General features: G+C 59.1%; 23 protein-coding genes and 1 pseudogene. 4 read left to right on the forward strand and 20 right to left on the reverse strand.

The genetic code is table 11. The features are described 5' to 3' along the window. The 12 genes from secY to Q7T10_RS16540 all read right to left on the reverse strand — a co-directional run. On the reverse strand, positions 1 to 1,254 hold a 1,254-nt coding region (gene secY / locus Q7T10_RS16485), incomplete at its 3' end, for a preprotein translocase subunit SecY (protein ID WP_304750376.1). Between the two features lie 24 nt (positions 1,255 to 1,278). After that, positions 1,279 to 1,710: a 50S ribosomal protein L15 gene (gene rplO / locus Q7T10_RS16490; protein WP_304750377.1), complete on the reverse strand. Its 432-nt coding sequence runs from the start codon at positions 1,708 to 1,710 to the stop codon at positions 1,279 to 1,281. A gap of 10 nt (positions 1,711 to 1,720) precedes the next feature. Continuing rightward, on the reverse strand, positions 1,721 to 1,903 hold the full coding sequence (gene rpmD / locus Q7T10_RS16495; RefSeq protein ID WP_304750379.1) for a 50S ribosomal protein L30: 183 nt from the start codon (positions 1,901 to 1,903) through the stop codon (positions 1,721 to 1,723). 15 nt (positions 1,904 to 1,918) lie between these two features. Continuing rightward, positions 1,919 to 2,443 carry a 30S ribosomal protein S5 gene (gene rpsE, locus Q7T10_RS16500; RefSeq protein WP_304750380.1) on the reverse strand — a complete coding sequence of 175 codons (525 nt, stop codon included), beginning with the start codon at positions 2,441 to 2,443 and terminating at the stop codon, positions 1,919 to 1,921. A 17-nt stretch (positions 2,444 to 2,460) separates the two neighbouring features. Beyond that, complete coding sequence (gene rplR, locus Q7T10_RS16505) at positions 2,461 to 2,826, reverse strand: 50S ribosomal protein L18 (protein WP_296697847.1); 366 nt, start codon at positions 2,824 to 2,826, stop codon at positions 2,461 to 2,463. Between the two features lie 11 nt (positions 2,827 to 2,837). Next, entirely contained in the window at positions 2,838 to 3,371 is a 534-nt protein-coding gene (gene rplF / locus Q7T10_RS16510; protein WP_304750382.1) for a 50S ribosomal protein L6, read from the reverse strand. Between the two features lie 26 nt (positions 3,372 to 3,397). Beyond that, positions 3,398 to 3,793 carry a 30S ribosomal protein S8 gene (rpsH, locus tag Q7T10_RS16515; protein ID WP_304750383.1) on the reverse strand — a complete coding sequence of 132 codons (396 nt, stop codon included), beginning with the start codon at positions 3,791 to 3,793 and terminating at the stop codon, positions 3,398 to 3,400. Between the two features lie 18 nt (positions 3,794 to 3,811). After that, positions 3,812 to 4,117: a 30S ribosomal protein S14 gene (rpsN, locus tag Q7T10_RS16520; RefSeq protein WP_304750384.1), complete on the reverse strand. Its 306-nt coding sequence runs from the start codon at positions 4,115 to 4,117 to the stop codon at positions 3,812 to 3,814. Positions 4,118 to 4,125: 8 nt separating this feature from the next. Next, on the reverse strand, positions 4,126 to 4,665 hold the full coding sequence (gene rplE / locus Q7T10_RS16525) for a 50S ribosomal protein L5 (RefSeq protein WP_296445536.1): 540 nt from the start codon (positions 4,663 to 4,665) through the stop codon (positions 4,126 to 4,128). A 2-nt stretch (positions 4,666 to 4,667) separates the two neighbouring features. After that, positions 4,668 to 4,988, reverse strand: a complete 321-nt coding sequence (rplX, locus tag Q7T10_RS16530) for a 50S ribosomal protein L24 (RefSeq protein ID WP_304750385.1) — start codon at positions 4,986 to 4,988, stop codon at positions 4,668 to 4,670. Positions 4,989 to 4,997: 9 nt separating this feature from the next. Beyond that, a complete protein-coding gene (gene rplN / locus Q7T10_RS16535) occupies positions 4,998 to 5,366 on the reverse strand; it encodes a 50S ribosomal protein L14 (protein ID WP_114972526.1) in 369 nt (122 codons plus the stop codon). A 194-nt stretch (positions 5,367 to 5,560) separates the two neighbouring features. Next, the gene (locus Q7T10_RS16540) at positions 5,561 to 7,168 is read right to left on the reverse strand and encodes a glycerol-3-phosphate dehydrogenase/oxidase (protein WP_304750387.1); all 1,608 of its coding nucleotides are present in this window, start codon (positions 7,166 to 7,168) and stop codon (positions 5,561 to 5,563) included. 66 nt (positions 7,169 to 7,234) lie between these two features. Between Q7T10_RS16540 and glpK the strand changes: the two genes are divergently transcribed. The 3 genes from glpK to Q7T10_RS16555 all read left to right on the forward strand — a co-directional run bounded on the left by glpK (position 7,235) and on the right by Q7T10_RS16555 (position 10,041). Next, positions 7,235 to 8,725 carry a glycerol kinase GlpK gene (glpK, locus tag Q7T10_RS16545; RefSeq protein WP_304750389.1) on the forward strand — a complete coding sequence of 497 codons (1,491 nt, stop codon included), beginning with the start codon at positions 7,235 to 7,237 and terminating at the stop codon, positions 8,723 to 8,725. Between the two features lie 122 nt (positions 8,726 to 8,847). Further along, the gene (proC, locus tag Q7T10_RS16550; RefSeq protein WP_304750390.1) at positions 8,848 to 9,663 is read left to right on the forward strand and encodes a pyrroline-5-carboxylate reductase; all 816 of its coding nucleotides are present in this window, start codon (positions 8,848 to 8,850) and stop codon (positions 9,661 to 9,663) included. A 120-nt stretch (positions 9,664 to 9,783) separates the two neighbouring features. Next, a complete protein-coding gene (locus Q7T10_RS16555) occupies positions 9,784 to 10,041 on the forward strand; it encodes a hypothetical protein (RefSeq protein WP_304750391.1) in 258 nt (85 codons plus the stop codon). 75 nt (positions 10,042 to 10,116) lie between these two features. Here the strand turns inward: Q7T10_RS16555 and ubiA are convergent, their stop codons facing one another. Genes ubiA through Q7T10_RS16570 form a run of 3 tightly spaced genes read right to left on the reverse strand, consistent with a single transcriptional unit; the run spans position 10,117 to position 12,552 of the window. Further along, on the reverse strand, positions 10,117 to 10,983 hold the full coding sequence (gene ubiA / locus Q7T10_RS16560; RefSeq protein WP_304750393.1) for a 4-hydroxybenzoate octaprenyltransferase: 867 nt from the start codon (positions 10,981 to 10,983) through the stop codon (positions 10,117 to 10,119). A gap of 11 nt (positions 10,984 to 10,994) precedes the next feature. Further along, on the reverse strand, positions 10,995 to 11,948 hold the full coding sequence (locus Q7T10_RS16565; protein ID WP_304750394.1) for a LysR substrate-binding domain-containing protein: 954 nt from the start codon (positions 11,946 to 11,948) through the stop codon (positions 10,995 to 10,997). A gap of 37 nt (positions 11,949 to 11,985) precedes the next feature. Then, positions 11,986 to 12,552: a hypothetical protein gene (locus Q7T10_RS16570; RefSeq protein WP_304750396.1), complete on the reverse strand. Its 567-nt coding sequence runs from the start codon at positions 12,550 to 12,552 to the stop codon at positions 11,986 to 11,988. Between the two features lie 126 nt (positions 12,553 to 12,678). On the opposite strand from Q7T10_RS16570, the gene Q7T10_RS16575 reads away from it, so the two are divergent. Continuing rightward, positions 12,679 to 13,800 (forward strand): NADH:flavin oxidoreductase/NADH oxidase, encoded by a 1,122-nt coding sequence (locus Q7T10_RS16575; protein WP_304750397.1) that lies wholly within the window; start codon positions 12,679 to 12,681, stop codon positions 13,798 to 13,800. Between the two features lie 28 nt (positions 13,801 to 13,828). On the opposite strand, the gene Q7T10_RS16580 is transcribed toward Q7T10_RS16575, so the two are convergent. The 5 genes and pseudogenes from Q7T10_RS16580 to Q7T10_RS16600 all read right to left on the reverse strand — a co-directional run. Further along, the gene (locus tag Q7T10_RS16580; protein ID WP_304750399.1) at positions 13,829 to 14,959 is read right to left on the reverse strand and encodes an SPOR domain-containing protein; all 1,131 of its coding nucleotides are present in this window, start codon (positions 14,957 to 14,959) and stop codon (positions 13,829 to 13,831) included. A 73-nt stretch (positions 14,960 to 15,032) separates the two neighbouring features. After that, positions 15,033 to 15,911 (reverse strand): DMT family transporter, encoded by an 879-nt coding sequence (locus Q7T10_RS16585; protein WP_304750401.1) that lies wholly within the window; start codon positions 15,909 to 15,911, stop codon positions 15,033 to 15,035. 49 nt (positions 15,912 to 15,960) lie between these two features. After that, positions 15,961 to 16,263, reverse strand: a complete 303-nt coding sequence (locus tag Q7T10_RS16590; protein WP_304750402.1) for a DUF2007 domain-containing protein — start codon at positions 16,261 to 16,263, stop codon at positions 15,961 to 15,963. A 165-nt stretch (positions 16,264 to 16,428) separates the two neighbouring features. After that, a complete protein-coding gene (locus Q7T10_RS16595) occupies positions 16,429 to 18,480 on the reverse strand; it encodes an acyltransferase family protein (protein ID WP_304750403.1) in 2,052 nt (683 codons plus the stop codon). 806 nt (positions 18,481 to 19,286) lie between these two features. Beyond that, positions 19,287 to 19,505, reverse strand: a pseudogene (locus tag Q7T10_RS16600) (ATP-dependent DNA helicase RecG); the annotation flags it as partial. Between the last annotated feature and the right edge of the window lie 8 nt (positions 19,506 to 19,513).

Here is a 19,513-nt window from a genome sequence, read left to right on the forward strand (position 1 = left end):
GTAATTCTGAACCTGCGCCATGAAATCCATAGTCACGACGACAATGATCAAAAGTGAAGTGCCGCCGAAGTAGAACGGTACGTTGTACTTCAGGATAAGGAACTCCGGCAGCAAGCACACCAGCGTGATATAGATTGCACCTGCAAACGTCAAGCGAAGCAGAATCTTGTCGATGTACTTGGCCGTTTGATCTCCCGGACGAATACCTGGGATAAACGCACCACTCTTCTTCAGGTTGTCTGCTGTTTCGCGGCTATTGAATACCAATGCGGTATAAAAAAAGCAGAAAAATATGATCGCAGCGGCGTAAAACATCACATAGATGGGTTGTCCTGGAGACAACGAACTGGCGATATCTTTCAACCAGCGCATCGACTCACCTGCACTGAACCACCCTACCACCGTCGCCGGTAACAAAATAATCGATGACGCAAAGATCGGAGGAATGACACCCGCCATGTTCAACTTCAAGGGAAGGTGCGACGACTGCCCACCATATACCTTGTTGCCAACCTGGCGCCTTGCATAATTCACCAGAATCTTTCGCTGTCCACGTTCGACAAACACGACAAAGAACGTGACGAGAGCTACCAGAACGACGATGAACAGGGCGATGATGATGCTCATCGCACCGGTACGGACCAATTCAAGCAATCCCCCGATCGCATTCGGCAAACCCGCCGCGATACCAGCAAAAATCAGGATCGAGATACCATTTCCCAAACCGCGCTCTGTAATCTGTTCACCCAACCACATCAGGAACAATGTTCCAGCAGTCAAAGTCACGACGGCGGTCATGCGAAATCCGAAACCCGGGTCAATCACCAGCCCTGCCGAACTTTCCAGCGCAATCGCGATACCCATCGACTGAAACAGGGCAAGACCAAGCGTCCCGTAGCGCGTGTACTGTGTAATCTTGCGCCGACCAGCCTCGCCCTCTTTCTTCAACTGCTCGAAAGCAGGAAGCACATAAGTCAGCAATTGCATGACGATCGAAGCCGAAATATACGGCATGATCCCCAACGCAAAAACAGTAAAGCGGGACAAAGCACCACCAGAGAACATGTTGAACATGCCCAGAATGCCACCTTGCTGACCTTTGAAGAACTGCGCCAACTGCGCGGGGTCAATACCTGGAACAGGAATGTGCGCGCCCACACGGTACACGACCAGCGCGAGCAGCAAGAAGACAAGCCGGCGCCGAAGGTCGCCGAATTTGCCAGTCTTTGCCAGTTGAGCCGCGTTAGTTGCCACTTGTGAAATCTTTCAATTACCGGCTTAAACCAAGCTTCCGCCGGCCGCTTCGATGGCGACCTTGGCAGCGGCTGTTGCCCCAATGCCCGTGAGTTTCACGGCCTTGGTCAACTCACCCGTCTTGATAATTTTGACGACCTTGGCCAGCTCACCCACCAAACCAGCCTGCTTCAGGGTCACCAAGTCCACCTCAGCGGCACCGAGCTGCTCCAGCGCACCCAGAGTCACTTCAGCATTGAACTTCAACAGATGGGATTTGAAACCGCGCTTTGGCAGACGGCGATGCATAGGCATTTGACCGCCTTCAAAACCAACCTTGTGATAGCCACCTGCGCGAGACTTCTGACCCTTGTGACCGCGACCTGCAGTCTTTCCGATGCCTGAGCCAATACCACGACCGACACGACGCTTGTAGTGCTTCGCACCGTCAGCGGGCTTGATGCCATTGAGTTCCATCATCAACCTCTTAGAGCACTTTGATCAGATAACTGATCTTGTTAATCATGCCACGGACCTCGGGCGTATCGACCAACTCGCTTGTGCTGCGAATTTTGCGAAGACCCAGTCCACGAACGGTGGCGCGGTGCGATTCCTGGCAGCCGATAGGGCTACGAACCAGTTGCACTTTGACTGTTTGTTTTGTTGTCATGTGTAAAACTCCTGATTAAACGAAGAGTTCTTCAATGGTCTTGCCGCGCTTGGCCGCCACTTGCGACGGGGTCGTCGCATGCGACAGGGCATCCAGCGTGGCGCGAACCATGTTGTACGGGTTAGTCGACCCATGGCTTTTCGCCACGATGTCAGTAATGCCGATAACTTCGAAGACCGCGCGCATAGGACCACCAGCAATGATGCCGGTACCCTTGGGGGCTGGCGCCATCATGACTGCAGCAGCACCGTGCTGACCCATCACCTTGTGGTGGATCGAACCGTTCTTGAGCGAGATCTTGGTCATGTTGCGACGGGCTTCTTCCATCGCTTTTTGCACAGCTGCAGGCACTTCCTTGGACTTGCCTTTACCCATGCCAACACGGCCTTCGCCATCACCGACCACGGTCAGAGCCGCGAAACCAAGAATACGGCCGCCTTTGACCACCTTGGTAACGCGATTGATCGCGATCATCTTCTCGCGCAGGCCATCTTCAGGCCCTTCAGCCCGACCCTGCATTTTCGCTTGAACTTTAGCCATCTTAATTTCCGATCTGCTTAGAACTGCAAGCCAGCTTCACGCGCTGCATCTGCCAACGCTTTCACGCGGCCATGGTACGCAAAGCCTGCACGATCAAACGCAACTTTCTCAACACCAACCGCCTTGGCTTTTTCAGCCAGACGCTTGCCAATAGCTTGGGCAGCGGCAACATTGCCACCTTTGCCCGAACCGCCCAATGCCTTGCGCACTTCAACCTCTGCAGTTGACGCGCTTGCCAACACCTTGCCGCCATCGCCAGAGATAACGCTGGCGTAAATATGCAAGTTGGTGCGATTTACCGTCAGACGTGCGACACCTTGAGTGGCGATACGAATGCGGGTTTGACGAGCTCTGCGCAGACGCTGTTCTTTTTTGGTCAACATGTTGCAGCTCCTTATTTCTTCTTGGTTTCTTTGATCGTGATCTTTTCGTCCGAATAACGGATACCCTTGCCTTTGTAGGGCTCGGGAGGACGAATTGCACGGATCTCGGCAGCCACTTGGCCCACCCGCTGACGATCCGCACCCTTGATCACGATTTCCGTGGGAGTGGGCGTTGCAACGGTGATGCCAGCTGGCATGTCTTTGTTAACCGGATGGGAGTAACCCACCGTCAGATTCAGCTTCGCGCCCTGGGCCTGAGCTTTGTAGCCCACACCAACGAGACTCAGCTTTTTCTCGAAACCCTTGGTCACACCGACCACCATGTTGTTCACCAGCTGACGCATGGTGCCGCTCATGGCATTTGCTTCACGGGAGTCGTTGGCAGGCTGAAAACTCAGCGCGCCAGCATCAGTGGTTACTTTGACCAAAGCATTCTGGGTCAAGAACAAGGTTCCACCAGAGCCTTTGACGCTGATCTGGTCTTGCTTGATTGACACATCCACACCGGCCGGAACGGCGACGGGCATTTTTCCTATACGGGACATCTTCTATTTCTCCTCAATGTCACGCTTTAGGCGACGTAGCAGAGCACTTCACCACCGACACCGGTAGCGCGCGCCTTGCGATCAGTCATGACGCCCTGAGGGGTTGTGACAATTGCCACACCCAGGCCGTTTTGAACTTGCGGAATGGCATCACTGCCACGGTAAACGCGCAGACCAGGACGACTGACGCGCTCAATGCGCTCAATCACAGGCCGTCCAGCGTAATATTTCAGGGCGATTTCCAATTCAGGCTTGCCATCCTTGGCATTCACCTTGAAACCGTCAATATAGCCTTCGTCTTTCAACACCTGTGCAATCGCCACCTTCACTTTGGAAGAGGGCACGCTGACAGTGGTTTTTGCCACCATCTGCGCATTGCGAATACGTGTCAACAGGTCGGCGATGGGATCACTCATGCTCATATCTATGTCTCCTACCGCTTACCAGCTGGCCTTGACCATGCCGGGGATTTCCCCTGCAAAAGCCATTTCACGAATCTTTGCACGCGCCAGACCAAAATGCTGGAACGTACCACGGGGACGTCCAGTGATGGCGCAACGATTGCGCTGACGTGTCGGGTTCGCGTTGCGTGGGAGCTTTTGCAGACCCAGGCGGGCTGCAGCACGCTCTTCATCGCTGCGCTTTGCGTCGTTTGCGATTGCCTTGAATTCCGCATGTTTTTTTGCGTACTTGGCAACCAGGTTGTCGCGCTTGATTTCGCGCTGTATTAAAGCCATCTTAGCCACAGGTCACCTCAGTTCTTGAACGGGAAACGGAAACCCGTGAGCAGTGCCTTGCACTCTTCATCGGTCTTGGCCGTTGTGGTGATACTGATATTGAGACCACGCAAGGCATCAACCTTGTCGTATTCAATTTCAGGAAAAATGATCTGCTCTTTGACGCCGATGTTGTAGTTACCGCGACCATCAAATGCCCGACCAGAGATACCACGGAAGTCGCGGACACGCGGCAGAGCCACCGTCACGAAGCGATCGAGGAACTCGAACATCTGGACGCCGCGCAGGGTAACCATGCAACCAATTGCCTGATTCTCGCGAATCTTGAAGCCAGCAATGGCCTTCTTGGACATGGTGACAACGGGCTTTTGGCCAGCGATCTTGGTCAGGTCACTGACTGCGTGGTCCATGACCTTCTTGTCGGCCACGGCCTCACTCACACCCATGTTCAGGGTGATCTTGGTGAGACGCGGGACCTGCATCGGAGATGTGTAGCCAAACTTGGCCATCAGCTCTGGCGCCAGTTTTTCGCGATAGTGTTGTTGCAGACGAGCCATGCTTATGCCACCTTGATTTCTTCGCCGCTAGACTTGTAAACGCGAACACGCTTACCGTCAGCCGCCAGCTTGATACCAACACGATCAGCCTTACCAGTAGCAGCATTGAAGATGGCTACGTTGGACTGATGAATTGGCATGGACTTTTCAACGATGCCACCAACCGCACCCTTGAGGGGATTTGGCTTGGTGTGCTTTTTCACTACATTGACGCCCTCGACGAGCACGTAGGAGTCGTCTTTGCGCAAGGCAATCTTGCCGCGCTTACCCTTGTCGCGCCCCGTGAGCACGATAATGTCGTCGCCTTTGCGAATCTTGTTCATGGCGCGTCCTTACAAAACTTCAGGAGCCAGGGACACGATCTTCATGAACTTCTCAGTGCGCAACTCACGCGTCACTGGGCCGAAGATACGGGTGCCAATTGGCTCCAATTTGGCATTCAGCAACACTGCCGCATTGCCATCGAATTTGACCAGTGAGCCGTCGCTACGACGAATACCCTTGGCCGTACGTACCACTACCGCACTGTAGATCTCGCCTTTTTTGACGCGACCGCGCGGAGCAGCCTCTTTAATACTAACTTTGATGACATCACCAACGCTTGCATAGCGACGCTTGGACCCGCCGAGCACCTTGATGCACAGAACGGATTTGGCGCCGGTATTGTCGGCAACTTCTAATCGAGATTCAGCTTGGATCATTTCAATTTTTCCCAACTTGCACCAGAAGCATCAAACACCAGCCTTGCAGCCAACGCCTAACAACTTTCCAGTCAGTCTTGGGCCCGTCGTCCGTAACATGAACCACTCACATTACATTCTTTGGGCAGACACTTCATACTTTTTCAAGCGAAGCCCACAATTATGCATGACTTTGGACCGACCGTCAACCGCATTTATTCGGGCAAGCGCAAATATTGTTGCGCCAGCTCCTGAAAGGCTTCGACTTGCGGGTCCAGACCTGTTTCCTGGCGCAGGATCTCGCCCACCCGAACAGCCAGGGAACTTGCCAGTCGTGCATCCAGAAAAAGGAGTCGGGATCGTCGCGCTAGGACGTCTTCCACGTGAATGGCGTACTCAAAACGGGCAGCGAATCGAACCATGGCTTCAGTCAGGCCATCAGCGAGCGTCGTACTGGCGCCCGGCAAATTCAGCACCACAGACTGCTCGTCACCATAAGAATGCAGGCCGGGTAACTGACAAATCGAATGTCCGTGTAGTTCTGATGAATCTGCCCCGATGAGCTTCAAGTGAACAGTCACACTGTCTTTAGGCCCGTCTAGCAGCGACTTTTCGAGGCATGTCGTCAGCACATCTTCGGCCATCGCGCGGTAAGTTGTCCACTTGCCGCCGGTGACCGTCACCAAGCCACTGCGACTGACCAGAACGGTGTGTTCGCGACTCAACCCCTTGGTGCCTTCCCCGTCATCGTCAGGGGGTTTGACCAGTGGGCGCAGTCCAACCCAGACACTCCTGACATCTGCGCGGACCGGCGCACGACGCAGGTAGCGGGCGGACTCATTCAGGATGAAATCCACCTCTTCCCGGAACGGCAGGGGTTCGCGCGGCAAGTCTTTGCGCGGGGTATCGGTGGTACCAAGGATGACTTTCCCCAGCCACGGCACAGCGAACAAAACGCGTCCATCCGCCGTGTTGGGCACCATCAGGCCGACATCAGACCCCAGAAATTCGCGGTCCACCACGACATGGACGCCCTGACTGGGTGCCACCATGGGTTTGACGAGGTCGCGGGCGCCCTCCCCATTGACCCTCCCGTCTTTTTGCCGGAGCTCATCCACCCAGACGCCGGCGGCGTTGACGATACACCGGGCATTGATCCGGTATTGCTTGCTGGTCTCCGTGTCTTCGCAGACAAGCCCCACGAGCCGCCCAGCCTCATGCACAAGATCGACCGCGCGGCAGTAGTTCACCAACAGGGCGCCGTGGGTTGCAGCAGTGCGGGCCAATGCCAGCGCCAGCCGCGCATCGTTGAACTGGCCGTCCCAATACCTGACCCCGCCCTTGAGCCCGTTCGGCTGCGCCGTTGGCAACAGGGCAAGGGTTTCGTCGCGAGTCAGGAATTCGGTCTTTCCCAGGCCGGCCTTGCCTGCCAGCGCGTCGTACATCTTGAGCCCCATCCCGTAGAAAGGCGTCTCCCACCATCGATAAGACGGCATGATGAACGACAAGGGCTGCGCGAGGTGCGGCGCATTGCGCAGCAACGTCGTGCGTTCATGCAGCGCCTCGCGCACCAGGCCGATATTGCCCTGTGCCAGATAGCGCACACCGCCGTGAACCAGCTTGGTGGAACGTGATGAGGTTCCCTTGGCAAAATCATGGGACTCCACCAACACCACACTGAGTCCCCGCGCCGCGGCGTCCAGCGCCACACCCAGGCCGGTAGCCCCGCCCCCCACAATCGCAATGTCATAGTGACGGTTCGCGGCCAGTCGCGCGATTAGCTCATTTCGTTCGGTGAGCAGAGGCGTCGGCAGTGTGGGCATAAGTCGGAATCATTGAATGTTTCTTTTAGCAGAGGCAAGTATTATTCGCCACTATATGAGGCATCCATGACTTACCTGCTCGCCCTGGACCAGGGCACCTCCAGCTCACGCAGCATTGTTTTTGATCCCGCCGGGCATATCGTGGCACAGGCGCAGCAGGAGCTGGCGCAGATCTACCCGCAACCCGGCTGGGTAGAACACGACCCGCAGGAAATATGGCGTACCCAGCTCGCCACCGCGCGCGACGCCCTGGCCAAGGCAGGCATCCAGGCCCGTGACGTACGCGCGATTGGGATCACCAACCAGCGTGAAACGACCATCGTCTGGAACCGGGCCACCGGCGTGCCGATTCACCATGCCATCGTCTGGCAGGACCGCCGCGCCGAGCCCACCTGCGTCACCTTGCGCGAACGCGGCCTGGCCGGCATGATCCAGGCCAAAACCGGGCTCCTGGTCGATGCCTACTTCTCCGGCACCAAGCTCAAATGGCTTCTGGACCACGTGCCTGGCGCCCGGCAGCAGGCAGCCAATGGCGAACTCGCCTTTGGCACGGTTGACAGCTGGCTGATCTGGCGCCTCACGGGGGGCGCAGTGCACGCCACCGACGTCAGCAACGCGTCACGCACCATGCTGTTCAATATCCACACCAACCAGTGGGACCCCGAGCTGCTGCAGGCGCTGGACATTCCGGCCAGCATGATGCCTTCTGTGAAGCCCTCCAGCGCGCTGTATGGCGAGATCCACCCCGACCTGCTGGGCCACGCCATTCCGATTGGCGGCGTGGCGGGTGACCAGCAAAGCGCCTTGTTCGGCCAGGCCTGCTTCAAGGCCGGCATGGTCAAGAACACCTATGGCACCGGTTGTTTCATGCTGATGCACACCGGGCAGAAGTGCGAAACCTCACACAACGGACTGATCACCACCAGCGCCGCGCAAGCCACGGCACAGACCGAATTCGCCCTGGAGGGCAGCGTGTTTGTCGGTGGCGCCGTGGTGCAATGGCTGCGCGATGGCCTGCACGCCATTCCGAACAGCGGCGAGGTGCAGGCACTGGCCCAAAGCGTGCCTGACTCCGGCGGCGTGATCGTGGTGCCGGCCTTCACCGGACTGGGTGCGCCTTATTGGAAGCCGGACGCCCGCGGCAGCATCACCGGCCTGACCCGCGGCAGCACCGTGGCGCACATCGCTAGGGCCGCGCTGGAAAGCATTGCTTTTCAGAGCGCCGCCCTGCTGCAGGCCATGAGCCGTGACGCAGTGGCAGCTGGCGGCGCCACCGTGGCCGAACTCCGGGTCGATGGCGGCGCCAGTATCAATGACCTTCTGATGCAGTTCCAGGCGGATCTGCTCGGCATTCCGGTGGTCCGGCCAGCAGTCACAGAAACCACCGCGCTTGGCGCCGCCTACCTGGCCGGCCTGGCAACCGGGGTCTATCACAGCACGGATGAACTCACTCATCTGTGGCGATCCGAGCGGCGCTTCCTGCCCACGCTCGCCACCGAGCGCGCCCGGGAACTGATGGAACGGTGGGAGCACGCAGTCAGGCAGACGGTGCTGTAGCACCAGCGGTGTCGCTTTGCGCCGTCGCGGTTTGCCTGCCCCGGTACGGCGTGGGTCAGACGTTTGATTAGACTCAAGGGCTTGGCCACATTGTTGTTGGCGACCTACCTGCGGGAACATTCATGAGCAAGCGCATTGCATTTATTGGCGGCGGAAACATGGCCAGCGCCATCATCGGCGGCTTGATTGGCCAGGGCTTCGCGCCGGACCACATCGACGTCGTGGAGCCGTTTGCCGAGGCCCAGGAAAAGCTGAAGAACCTCTATGGCATCGTGGCGCAGGCCCAGTCCGGTGCATTTCTGGCCGGGGCAGCCATGGTGATTTGGGCCGTCAAGCCCCAGACCTTCAAGGAAGCCGCGCTGCAAGTGCGACCTCACACCAAAGATGCCCTGCATTTGAGCGTCGCCGCCGGCATCCGAAGCGACAGCATTGCACGCTGGGTGGGCACCGAGCGGGTGGTGCGCGCCATGCCCAACACGCCAGCCCTGATTGGCAAAGGCATCACCGGCCTCTTTGCGCGACCCGCAGTGACGGCCGAAGACCGGGAATGGGTGAGCCAGGTGGTCGCCACCACCGGCGAGTCTCTTTGGCTGGAAACAGAAGACCAGCTGGATGCGGTCACCGCCCTGTCCGGCTCGGGCCCGGCCTATATGTTCTATTTCATGGAAGCGATGATGGACGCGGGCACCGACATGGGCCTGTCCCGCGCGCAAGCCTGCCAACTGGCGGTGGCCACCTTCATTGGCGCCGGCGAGTTGGCACGCAGTTCCGGCGAGGCGCCCGAAATACTGCGCCAGCGCGTCACATCCAAGGGCGGCACCACACACGCCGCCATCTCAAGCATGGAAGACGACAACATCAAGGCCCAGTTTGTCCGGGCCATGCACGCGGCGCGCCGCCGGGCGCAAGAACTGGGCGATGAATTCGGCGACGCCTGAAAGTCAGCCGATCACCAGCAGGCCGTCAACGGGCGCCGGCAGCAGCGCGTTGAAAAACGGCAGATCTGCGGCCATCCGCCAGCGAGCATGCGACACGTCGTCACCCCAAAGGACTCATTGATGAAGAAACTGTTTTCCGCGCTGATCAGCGCCGCCCTGATCGCCATGCCCCTGGCCGTGATCTCCACCCCCGTTGCCGCCAAGACCGCAACGCAGGTCAAGAGTGAGAAAAAAGCCACTCATGCCAAAGGTGCAGTCAAGGCCAAGGCGGTTGCCAAGTCAAAGTCAACGTCCAAGGCGAAGGCGAAGCCCAAAAAGAGAGCGAAAGCGAAAGCAAAGCCCAGGACCACGAAGAAAGCGGTCAAAAAGAAAATCTGACCGCCGGGTCGCCAATGCAGCATCCAGGAATTGCTGCCTGGACCAACACAAGCCGCCCGTCCACAGGCGGCTTTTTCATTTCAGGGCATAACTTGCGGCAATGCCCGCAAAAAGGGTGAACCCGAGCCAGTGGTTGAGGCGGAACGCCTTGAAACAACCCGCGCGCGCACGCGTGCGGATCAGGGTGTAATGCCACACCACCTGCGCCGCCGCGAGTACAAGCGCTATATAAAACATAGCATCAAGCGCATATTCTGCGAGGGCTACAGCCCAAATAGCCATATAAACAAGATAGCAGAGCATGATCACCGGCACGTCCAGCCGCCCCAGCGTGATGGCCGATGTTTTCATGCCGATGGCCAGGTCGTCGTCCCGGTCCACCATGGCGTACTCGGTGTCGTAGGCCAGCACCCAAAACAGATTGCCCAGCAACAGCACCCAGGCCAGCAGCGGCACCCTGGACTGCACAGCGGCAAAGGCCATCGGAATACCAAAGCTGAACGCCACGCCCAGCACCGCCTGTGGCATGGAGACAAAACGTTTGGCATACGGGTAGACCAGCGTGACCGCCAGCGCGGCGAATGACCAGCCGATGGCGGCGGCGTTGGTGGTGAGCACCAGCGCAAACGCCAGCAGCGCCAGCACCGCACCAAGCAGCAGCGCCTCCTTCACCGACACCGCGCCGGTGGTCACCGGGCGACCGGCCGTGCGTTTGACGTGCCGATCGAACTCACGGTCGGCCACGTCGTTGACGCAACAGCCCGCGCTTCGCATCAGGATCGTACCCAGCACGAACACGGCCAGCAAATGCCAGCCGGGGAAACCGTGCGCGGCGATCCACAGCGCACTCAAGGTCGGCCACAGCAGCAGCAGCCACCCGGCCGGGCGGCTCCAGCGAATGAGATCAAGGTACAGCGCGACGCGAGGTCGAAGTGCGCTCACGGCCCACCCCCTCAGGACAGGCGAATCACGCCAGGCAACTCGCAGGCGTAGATGGCATTGCGCAGTGCCGCAATGGCCTCGTAACGGGTGAAACTGCGGCGCCACACCAGCACCACCCGGCGGGTCGGCGGGTCCCCCACAAACGGCAGGTATTTGACATAGGGATCTTCATCGCGCTTGCGCCGGGGCTTGGCCTGCAGCGCTTCTTTGGGAACGCTCAGGCGCGGCACCAAAGTGACACCCATGCCGGCGGCAACCATGTGCTTGATGGTCTCCAGGGAGGAGCCTTCAAAGCTCTTGCGGATGCCCTCGGCATTGCTGGAAAACCGCGAGAACTCCGGGCAAACCTCCAGCACGTGGTCGCGGAAACAATGACCGCTGCCCAGCAGCAGCATGGTCTCGCGCTTGAGTTCTTCGGTCGTGACCGAGTCTTGCGCCGCCAGCGGATGATTGATCGGCACCGCGGCAAGGAAAGGTTCGTCATACAGGGCGGCGACGGCCAGCCCGGCATCCGGAAAAGGCTCGGCCAGGATGGCGCAGTCAATTTCACCGGTGCGCAGCATCTCAAGGAGCTTGACGGTGAAGTTTTCCTGCAGCATCAGCGGCATTTGCGGCGTGTGCGCAATCATCTGGCGCACCAGATCGGGCAGCAGATAGGGGCCAATGGTGTAGATCACGCCCAGCGTGAGCGGCCCGGCCAGCGGGTCTTTGCCGCGTTTGGCGATTTCCTTGATGTTGGCTGCCTGCTCCAGCACGCTCTGGGCCTGGCGCACGATTTCTTCCCCCAGCGGCGTCACCGTAATTTCAGCTGCATTGCGCTCGAACAGCTTGACGTCCAGCTCTTCTTCCAGCTTCTTGACGGCGACCGACAGCGTCGGCTGCGACACATAGCAGGCGTCAGCCGCCTTGCCAAAATGCCGCTCACGGGCGACGGCGACGATGTATTTGAGTTCGGTCAGTGTCATGGTGTCATTGTGGCATTCAACGCCGCAGAAAAACAGCTTACGGCGCCAATACCCGAAGCTGAATCAGCTGCCGTGACTCACTTACCGCCGCGCTGCTGTAGACCCCGGGTTGCGCGCTGCCGCCAGTCGTCGCAATCGTGACCCATTGCCCCAGAGGCGCGCTGACCGTGGTGGCCAGCTGGCTGCGTGACTGGGTCGGCAGCTCGCTGCCGGTGCGATCACCAACCGCGGCCGACTGCACCTCGATCTCCACCGTGACAGGTTGTTTCGCGCCGGGCCAGCGTGGTTGGACCGTAAGGCCCTGACCGGCATCCATCCACGTCACCGCATTGACCACCGTGCCCCTGGCGCTGGCGGCCTGCACCCACTGCATCGGCATCGACTGCCCCAGGCGCAGGCTGGCCTTGGCGCCATTGCGCACCCGGATCTGCTGCGGCGCGAGCATGGGCTCGCGTGACTGCGTGCTGACCGTGAGGCCCGTCGCGTCTTGCACCTGCCGCAATTCGACCGTCAGGTCACGCTGGGGCAACTCCGCGAGGACGGGCTGCGCCAACAGCACCGAAAGGGCGGCAAGACCAAGGAGCTTTGAAGCAAGGTGTTTCATGATGCTGCCCATTGTTCCACGGTTGAGTTTGGCGGCCAGATTCGAGCCCCTACTGACGTGACACAATTTGACTGCTCGCTGACCAAGACACCAGAGACACATGCCCACACCTTGAGGAAACCCACCGTGAGTCAACTGTTTTCCCCTTTGAAGTTATCGTCCCCGCGCGGTGGCCTGGCGCTGGCCAGCCGGATTGTCATCGCCCCCATGTGCCAGTACTCCGCCGTCAACGGCGAGGCGACCGACTGGCATCTGGCGCACTGGACCAGCCTGCTCAACAGCGGGGCGGCCCTGTTCACCATCGAGGCCACGGCCGTGACGGCCGAGGGTCGCATCACACCCGGCTGTCTGGGCCTGTGGGACGACCGTACCGAAAAGGCGCTGGGCGACACCCTGAAGCGCGCCCGCAAGCTGGCGCCCCCCATGCCGGTGTGCATCCAGCTCGCGCATGCCGGGCGCAAGGCGTCAAGCGCGGCGCCCTGGCACGGCGGGCAATTGCTGTCCGCCGAGCAGGGCGGATGGCAGCCGCTGGGCCCTTCGGCCTTGCCGCAGCTGCCAAGCGAGCCGCCGCCCACCGAGTTGACCGTTGCGCAGATGGTGCAGATTCGCCATGCCTTTGTCCTCGCCGCGCAGCGGGCTGACCGCCTGGGCATTGATGCCATCGAACTGCACGCCGCGCACGGCTATCTGCTGCACCAGTTCCTCTCGCCCCTGGCCAACCAGCGCAGCGACAACTACGGCGGCAGCTTCGACAACCGCGTGCGCTTTCCGCTGGAAGTATTTGCCGCTGTGCGCCAGGTCTTTGACGGTGTGCTGGGGATGCGGGTATCGGCCACCGACTGGGTTGATGGCGGCTGGGACCTCGACCAGACAGTGGAACTTTCGCGTCGCCTGAAAGCCATGGGCTGTGACTTCATCCATGTGTCATCGGGCGGGGTGTCGCCGCAGCAAAAGATAGCCATCGGCCCGGCTTATCAGGTGCCCTTTGCGCGTCAGATCCGCCAGGCATCCGGCCTGACCACGATGGCCGTGGGCCTGATCACCAACCCCCAGCAGGCAGAGGCCATCCTGCAGGCCGGCGACGCCGACCTGATCGCCGTGGCCCGGGCGATTCTCTACAAGCCGCGCTGGCCCTGGGAAGCGGCTGCCGCGCTGGACGGCACAGTGACGGCCAGCCCGCCGTACTGGCGCTGCCTGCCGCGGGAAGCGGCAACCATTTTTGGCGACGTGCGAATCGGCCAGCGCTGAAGAATTGAAGAGTTGAAGCCGGCGACGCCTACTGCCTGACCAATACCGCCGGCAATTCCAGCGCCTTGATCTGAAGGGCAGCCTTCTCGGCCTCGCCCTTGCTGTCAAACGGCCCCGCCCGGACCCGGATCAGCCGCCCGGCCGGCGTGTCAGACGGTTCTGCCGCTGACGGCAGACCTATCGCTTCAACTTTCGTCCGCACGTTCTGCGCATTCACATCCTTGGCAAAGGCTCCCACCTGGACGAACCATTTGTGCGTGGCATTGGTTGCCTTTGGTTTTTCATCTGTGCCGGCACTGGCTACCGAGACAACGGGTTTGTCTTGCGCAGTGGTACTGACGGGTTTGTCGGTGTTGGTGACTGCCATCCGAACTGGCTCGGGAGGCATGGGCGTCAGAGACGCTGGCGACAGCGCCACCTTCGTCGTCAACTCTTCAGTGACTGCCGGACTGGCGGCGCTGGCCGATGCGCTGATCCCCGTAACAGGCGCCGAGGCCGGCTGGGTCTGTACCTCGGGCACAGCCATGCTGACCACTGCCAGCGCCGGCTGCGCCGCAACCGCCAGATCGCCGGCTGCCGGCGCGTCCAGCTTCGTCTGCGCCAGAGGAACACCCCCCTGACCGAAGTCCTGTACAAAGTTCACCCCGCCCGCAACCAGCGCCAGGGCCGCTGCGTTGACCGCGGCCACACCGGCCATCCGCCGCCTCGTGCTGGCCTGCCCGGACAGCGCCTCACAGGCCTCCTTCACCGTGGCGGCGTTGCGCAGGGCGGCAGAAATCTTCTTGCTGCAATCGGTGTAGTACCAGGCATTGGCATACAGGCCGGGCAGCACAAATGCAACCGTGAGAAACAGCAGGAACAGCATCAGCGCCGTGGCATCGGAATAGCTGAACGCCAGCTTGCCGACGCCAAAAATCATCAGGGCCAGCCCCAGCAAGGCCACCGCATAGACCAGCGCCCTGCTCCACATCTTGCGGAAAACAAGCCAGCCAAACGTGGCCCAATAGGCGGGCCAGTGCCAGGTTGCGCTCGTCTTGCCGTCGGCATCGAACTTGAGAAAATGACGCAGGTAGTAGTCCTGACCTTCGGGGCCAATGGCGGCCTTGTACAGCTCGGCGGTCACGCCAGTTGCAAGGGGATTCACGGGTTCGGAGGCCATCAGGGTTGCAGTGCTTGGCTGCCAGTAGCTACGACAGCGACAGTCTAATTCACCTTGGCGGCCGGCAGCCGCACTAATCCTTCAGACCATCCGTTTTGCCACTGATGGCGTTTGTCTGCCTCTTCTCAAGGATGACCAGGGCAATGCCGCCAAGAATGGCGCCGGACGCCAACGCCATGCGCCAGCTGATGGGCTCACCCAGCAAGACAATACCGCCCACGGCGGCGAGCACCGGCACACTGAGCTGCACGATCGCCGCCTGCGTGGCTTTCAGGGCGGGCAAGGCCTGGTACCAGATGGCGTAACCCAGGCCGGAAGTCAGCGCGCCCGACAAGACCGCATACCCCACCCCGGCACGGTCGATTGATAGCTCGTTGACCATGAGCAGGCTCAAAGCCGCCGTGATCGGGACGGCGCGCAGGAAATTCCCCGCCGTCACCTGCGTCGGATCGCCCGCGCCCTTGCCGCGCAGGGAGTAAATGCCCCAGGCGAGGCCCGCACCCAGCATCAACAAGGCACTGACCAGTGGCGGCGCCGCCAGACCCGGCAGCATCAGGCCCACCAGCCCGCCCAGTGCCAGCAAAAAACCAGCGAGCTGTAGCCGGGCCAAACGCTCACCTCGCCACACGCCATAACCGATCATCGTGGCCTGTACCGCACCAAACAACAGCAGCGCACCGGTGGCCGCCGACAGACGGACATAAGCAAAGGAAAAGCCCGCCGTATAGACGAACAAGGCGAACGCCGACGGCCAGTTGCCGCCAACGACCGCGCTGCGGCCGCGCCATCGCAGCAGCAGCCCCAGCATCAACGCGCCCGAAATCAGGCGGATCGTGGTGAAGCTGGCGGCGTCAATAGCGGTCTGCTTCAGCGCGATGCGGCAGAGCAGCGAATTGCCGGCAAACGCCAGCATCGCCAGCGCGGTCAGGAGAACAATGCGTGCCGGGGACATGGAGTTATTTTTGGTCATTCAGCCTGTGAAGCGTGCGGGCCGTCAGAGATCACCGCGGCATCCAGGCCGCACAGTTCCAGCACTGCTCGAAGCCGCCTTCCACCAGTTCACCGCAAGTACAGAGCCAGCGATGTTGCGGCACATGCTGCAAGTGATGCAGCAGTTCGCGCGCCCGTGCCTCCTGGGCCGGATGATGAATCCAGACCTCCGGCAGGCACTGGTCCGGCGGCAATTGGCCTGCCACGCCAGCCAGATACTGGCGTTGCACACTGGCGGCGATGCCTTCCACCACGAGCGCGTCAGCCCACAGCGTGGCAATCGCCAGGTTGGAGGCTTGGGTCAGGCGCAGCATGGGGAACGAGCATACGCCGCTTTGTGGTTCTGGGGCGATAGCGGTCAATGCGAAACGCTCAAAAATAGGTGGCACGCTCACCTCGTTTTTGGGCGTCAACAATACAACCGTTTCGGAATAGCCTGCATTTTCTCTGCCAATGAATAAACGTAGTTTCTATTCAATCTACTGCTTTTGAATCATCTTCGCCAGTCCACGCGCGATAAAAAGCGAGCCTTGCACGGATAAATGGTTATTGTCACGATACAACATCTGATTGTCCTTCATGGCCCAGCACCACTGGAGATCGCACAGTTCCGTGGCAGCATCGAACACCTTGATCTGTGGATATTTTTCTAGAATGGAACGAACTAGGCTCCGATAGTCGCGGTTGCGATCATCGAACTCTTGTCGCGGTACTGCGCAGGGTTGCTTAATTCGGTTAGTCAAGCGCGCAGGTCGGTTGTCGACGCACGACTTGGGATCAAAATCAAGTTCAGGCACATCAAGTACAAAAATAATCGTTTTATTTTTTGCTAACAATCGCTCAATGGTTGCCTTCATCGCTATTTCAAAAACAGCCGACGAGTTGGTAATTTCAGAATTGCCTGTTAGATTGATAGCTAAGTGCTTTTTAACTTCCACGTGAGGGCTGTAATCCTTTCCGGAAATGTAGATGGGCCATCTGGCTGCAAGGATCACAGTACGAACAGACTCGATGTTCTCCGCCAATTCCAGTGCACGATTGCGAAGTTGAGTGCAAAAAACAGGCTGCCCCTGTATCGCTGTGGTTACATCAAAAAATGGCACGCATGAATGCTCCGAAAGATGCAAAACAGTGTCTCTGGTTGGAAGGGTTACTTCCGCCAATCCCGGGTACAAGTGATTACTGTGTGAATCACCCACTAAGAAAATTGTGGGTTCTGTTGGTTTCGATTTTGCGCAGTAAGACGTTGAAAAATCTGGATAGGATTCTTTGCAGCCAGCGTTTCCATTGTTCGATCCCCAATCAAACTGAGCATTGTTGGCCGTCAATTGCTGATAACGAAACCTGAATCCATCATGTTTAAAGGTCATGTAACCCACACATCCGACGAGGGAGATTAAGGCGCACAAAACAGCGGTTGTTCGCCAAGTTTTTTCGCCCCTGCGTAGCGGTCGCTCAAGCATTCGGTAAGTCAGCCAGGCCAACACAAAACTCAACGCGACCACTGCCATCCGGATGTTGCGCGAAGGCGTTTCGCCTTCCATGAGGCGGGCAAATGACAGCAGCGGCCAGTGCCACAGGTAGAGCGGGTAACTGATCAGCCCGACAAAAACAACCCATCGATTGGCCAAAATCTTGCGGTTCACCCAGGCGCCCGACCCGGCCAGAATGAGCAGGCAGGCGCCTAGCACCGGAAACAAGGCCCATCCGCCCGGATACAGCTTGCCTTTGTGCAAGCCAAAAACGGCTGCCACGATCAGCAATAGGCCGCCAAACGCGAGCAAATTGTTCAGGATCGCGTCACGGCGTTCGGCAGCAGGCGGGTGCCGAAAAACAAGGGGATGGAAGACACAGCGTTGCAGCCAATAGGCCAACGGCGCGCTCTTGAACAGCTGCACATACGCCAGCACCGACCCCGCCAGCAACTCCCAAAACCGGGTATGCGGCATGAAAAACACCTTGGTCGCGTTTCTTTCGATGCCGCCGAGGTTCAAGCCGAACGACAGAAGGATCAACAGGAGCGCCACGCTCAGGGCGTTCAAACCCAGTCGCCAGGCACCCCAGATCAGCAGGGGGAAGACCAGATAAAACTGCTCTTCAATTGACAAAGACCAGAGGTGCATTAGCGGCTTTAGTTCGGAGGCCGTATCGAAGTACCCTGCCTCCTGGTGCAGCACAATGTTCTGGACGAAGCCGGCGCCAGCGGCCATGTGCTTGCCCAATTGCTTGAATTCGTCTGGCAACAGCACGAACCAGCCGATGGTGTACGACGCTGCCAGTACGAGGATCAGGGCCGGGAAGATGCGCCTGACGCGGCGGGCGTAGAACTCGCCAAAACTGAAGTCGCCTCGCTGCAGGCTCCGGAAAATGATGCTGGAAATCAGGAAGCCGGAAATGACGAAAAAGACGTCAACCCCGACGAAGCCGCCACGGAGGTGGGTGGGGAATGCGTGATAAATGACGACCGACAAAATGGCGATGGCGCGCAAGCCGTCAATGTCGGGCCGGTAAACAGGATGGGCGTTGTGCATGGATGATGTGCTGTGCTCCCTCTGCCGCAGCAGAATCCATCAGCGAAAAATACTTAAAAAAAGCAGCCATTATCAGTTGTAAACGGGTGTTGGGAAACGCTGAATTCCTGGCTTGACTGCGCGGTTTGAAGTCGGCTGTGCGAAGCAATGCGTGACTGCCAAGCGCTTGGGCTGTAATAGCCCCACCCCAAAGTAGGCGGGCACAGCGGCGGTTCCCACTGGCAAAGTTTGTTCCGACCGCTGTGACCGTCACCGTGTTGATAACGAGTGCAGCGTGATTGATGCAATCTTGGGCGACTCACGTCCAGCACACCTTTGGTTTGCCAGAGGTGCTAATGCAAGTCCATTTCGCCCGACAACCAACTTTCACCCTCCGTCTTCTTCCAGAAGGAAACGCAACAAGTTTTGCCGTTGAGAAAGTGTATGTAAACGAATCCTTTGTTGAACAGCAAGCAACCCGCCACCCCTTTACTTAACGCCTGTATCAATCAAGTGGGAAACCGTAGCACCCAATGTCGGCAATCTGGCAGGCAGATCAGCATCTCTAATGATCGCCAAGCTTTTAAGCAGCCCATCACCGAGGCGTGGTTGGGCTTCAGCGACCATCCAGCCCTGCGCAATCGATTCCACTCTCGCGACAAGATATACAGGGCAGCGGTTCATCGGCGCGATGCCAAAGGGCCGGCACAGGGTCCTGCATCAGGAATAGCAACCGCCTGAATTGCTATCAATTAAATCGCGAAAGGCGCAATATCGACGTGGGCTACAGCCCAGTTCTTCATATTAAATAGGCAAGCCTTCGGCTGCTATGCCTTCAAAAACTCCGCCTTGCCGCCCAGCCAGCGCTGCACGTGTTTCTCGGCCAGCGCCGGATGCTGATCGAGCATCACCGGCGCCCAGCGGCGCGCCCAGGCCAGCAGCGCGGTGTCGGTTGCCAGATCAGCAAAGCGCAACATCGCCGCACCCGACTGGCGTGCGCCCAGAAACTCGCCGGGGCCGCGAATCTCCAGGTCGCGCCGGGCGACAGAACCGA

This window comes from Rhodoferax sp. (assembly GCF_030646845.1).
Classification (GTDB): Bacteria; Pseudomonadota; Gammaproteobacteria; order Burkholderiales; family Burkholderiaceae_C; genus Rhodoferax.

Excerpts from the sequence above, each read along its gene's own strand:
- Q7T10_RS16590 (WP_304750402.1), bottom strand. The coding sequence starts at position 16,263 with ATGCTGCGCCTGACCCAAGCCTCCAACCTGGCGATTGCCACGCTGTGG.
- rplN (WP_114972526.1), bottom strand. The coding sequence starts at position 5,366 with ATGATCCAAGCTGAATCTCGATTAGAAGTTGCCGACAATACCGGCGCC.
- rplF (WP_304750382.1), bottom strand. The coding sequence starts at position 3,371 with ATGTCCCGTATAGGAAAAATGCCCGTCGCCGTTCCGGCCGGTGTGGAT.
- Q7T10_RS16585 (WP_304750401.1), bottom strand. The coding sequence starts at position 15,911 with ATGTCCCCGGCACGCATTGTTCTCCTGACCGCGCTGGCGATGCTGGCG.
- rpsE (WP_304750380.1), bottom strand. The coding sequence starts at position 2,443 with ATGGCTAAAGTTCAAGCGAAAATGCAGGGTCGGGCTGAAGGGCCTGAA.
- proC (WP_304750390.1), top strand. The coding sequence starts at position 8,848 with ATGAGCAAGCGCATTGCATTTATTGGCGGCGGAAACATGGCCAGCGCC.
- rplR (WP_296697847.1), bottom strand. The coding sequence starts at position 2,826 with ATGTTGACCAAAAAAGAACAGCGTCTGCGCAGAGCTCGTCAAACCCGC.
- rpsH (WP_304750383.1), bottom strand. The coding sequence starts at position 3,793 with ATGAGCATGAGTGATCCCATCGCCGACCTGTTGACACGTATTCGCAAT.
- rplX (WP_304750385.1), bottom strand. The coding sequence starts at position 4,988 with ATGAACAAGATTCGCAAAGGCGACGACATTATCGTGCTCACGGGGCGC.
- Q7T10_RS16595 (WP_304750403.1), bottom strand. The coding sequence starts at position 18,480 with ATGCACAACGCCCATCCTGTTTACCGGCCCGACATTGACGGCTTGCGC.
- rplE (WP_296445536.1), bottom strand. The coding sequence starts at position 4,665 with ATGGCTCGTCTGCAACAACACTATCGCGAAAAACTGGCGCCAGAGCTG.
- Q7T10_RS16570 (WP_304750396.1), bottom strand. The coding sequence starts at position 12,552 with ATGAAACACCTTGCTTCAAAGCTCCTTGGTCTTGCCGCCCTTTCGGTG.
- Q7T10_RS16580 (WP_304750399.1), bottom strand. The coding sequence starts at position 14,959 with ATGGCCTCCGAACCCGTGAATCCCCTTGCAACTGGCGTGACCGCCGAG.
- glpK (WP_304750389.1), top strand. The coding sequence starts at position 7,235 with ATGACTTACCTGCTCGCCCTGGACCAGGGCACCTCCAGCTCACGCAGC.
- rpmD (WP_304750379.1), bottom strand. The coding sequence starts at position 1,903 with ATGACAACAAAACAAACAGTCAAAGTGCAACTGGTTCGTAGCCCTATC.
- Q7T10_RS16555 (WP_304750391.1), top strand. The coding sequence starts at position 9,784 with ATGAAGAAACTGTTTTCCGCGCTGATCAGCGCCGCCCTGATCGCCATG.
- Q7T10_RS16565 (WP_304750394.1), bottom strand. The coding sequence starts at position 11,948 with ATGACACTGACCGAACTCAAATACATCGTCGCCGTCGCCCGTGAGCGG.
- Q7T10_RS16540 (WP_304750387.1), bottom strand. The coding sequence starts at position 7,168 with ATGCCCACACTGCCGACGCCTCTGCTCACCGAACGAAATGAGCTAATC.
- rplO (WP_304750377.1), bottom strand. The coding sequence starts at position 1,710 with ATGGAACTCAATGGCATCAAGCCCGCTGACGGTGCGAAGCACTACAAG.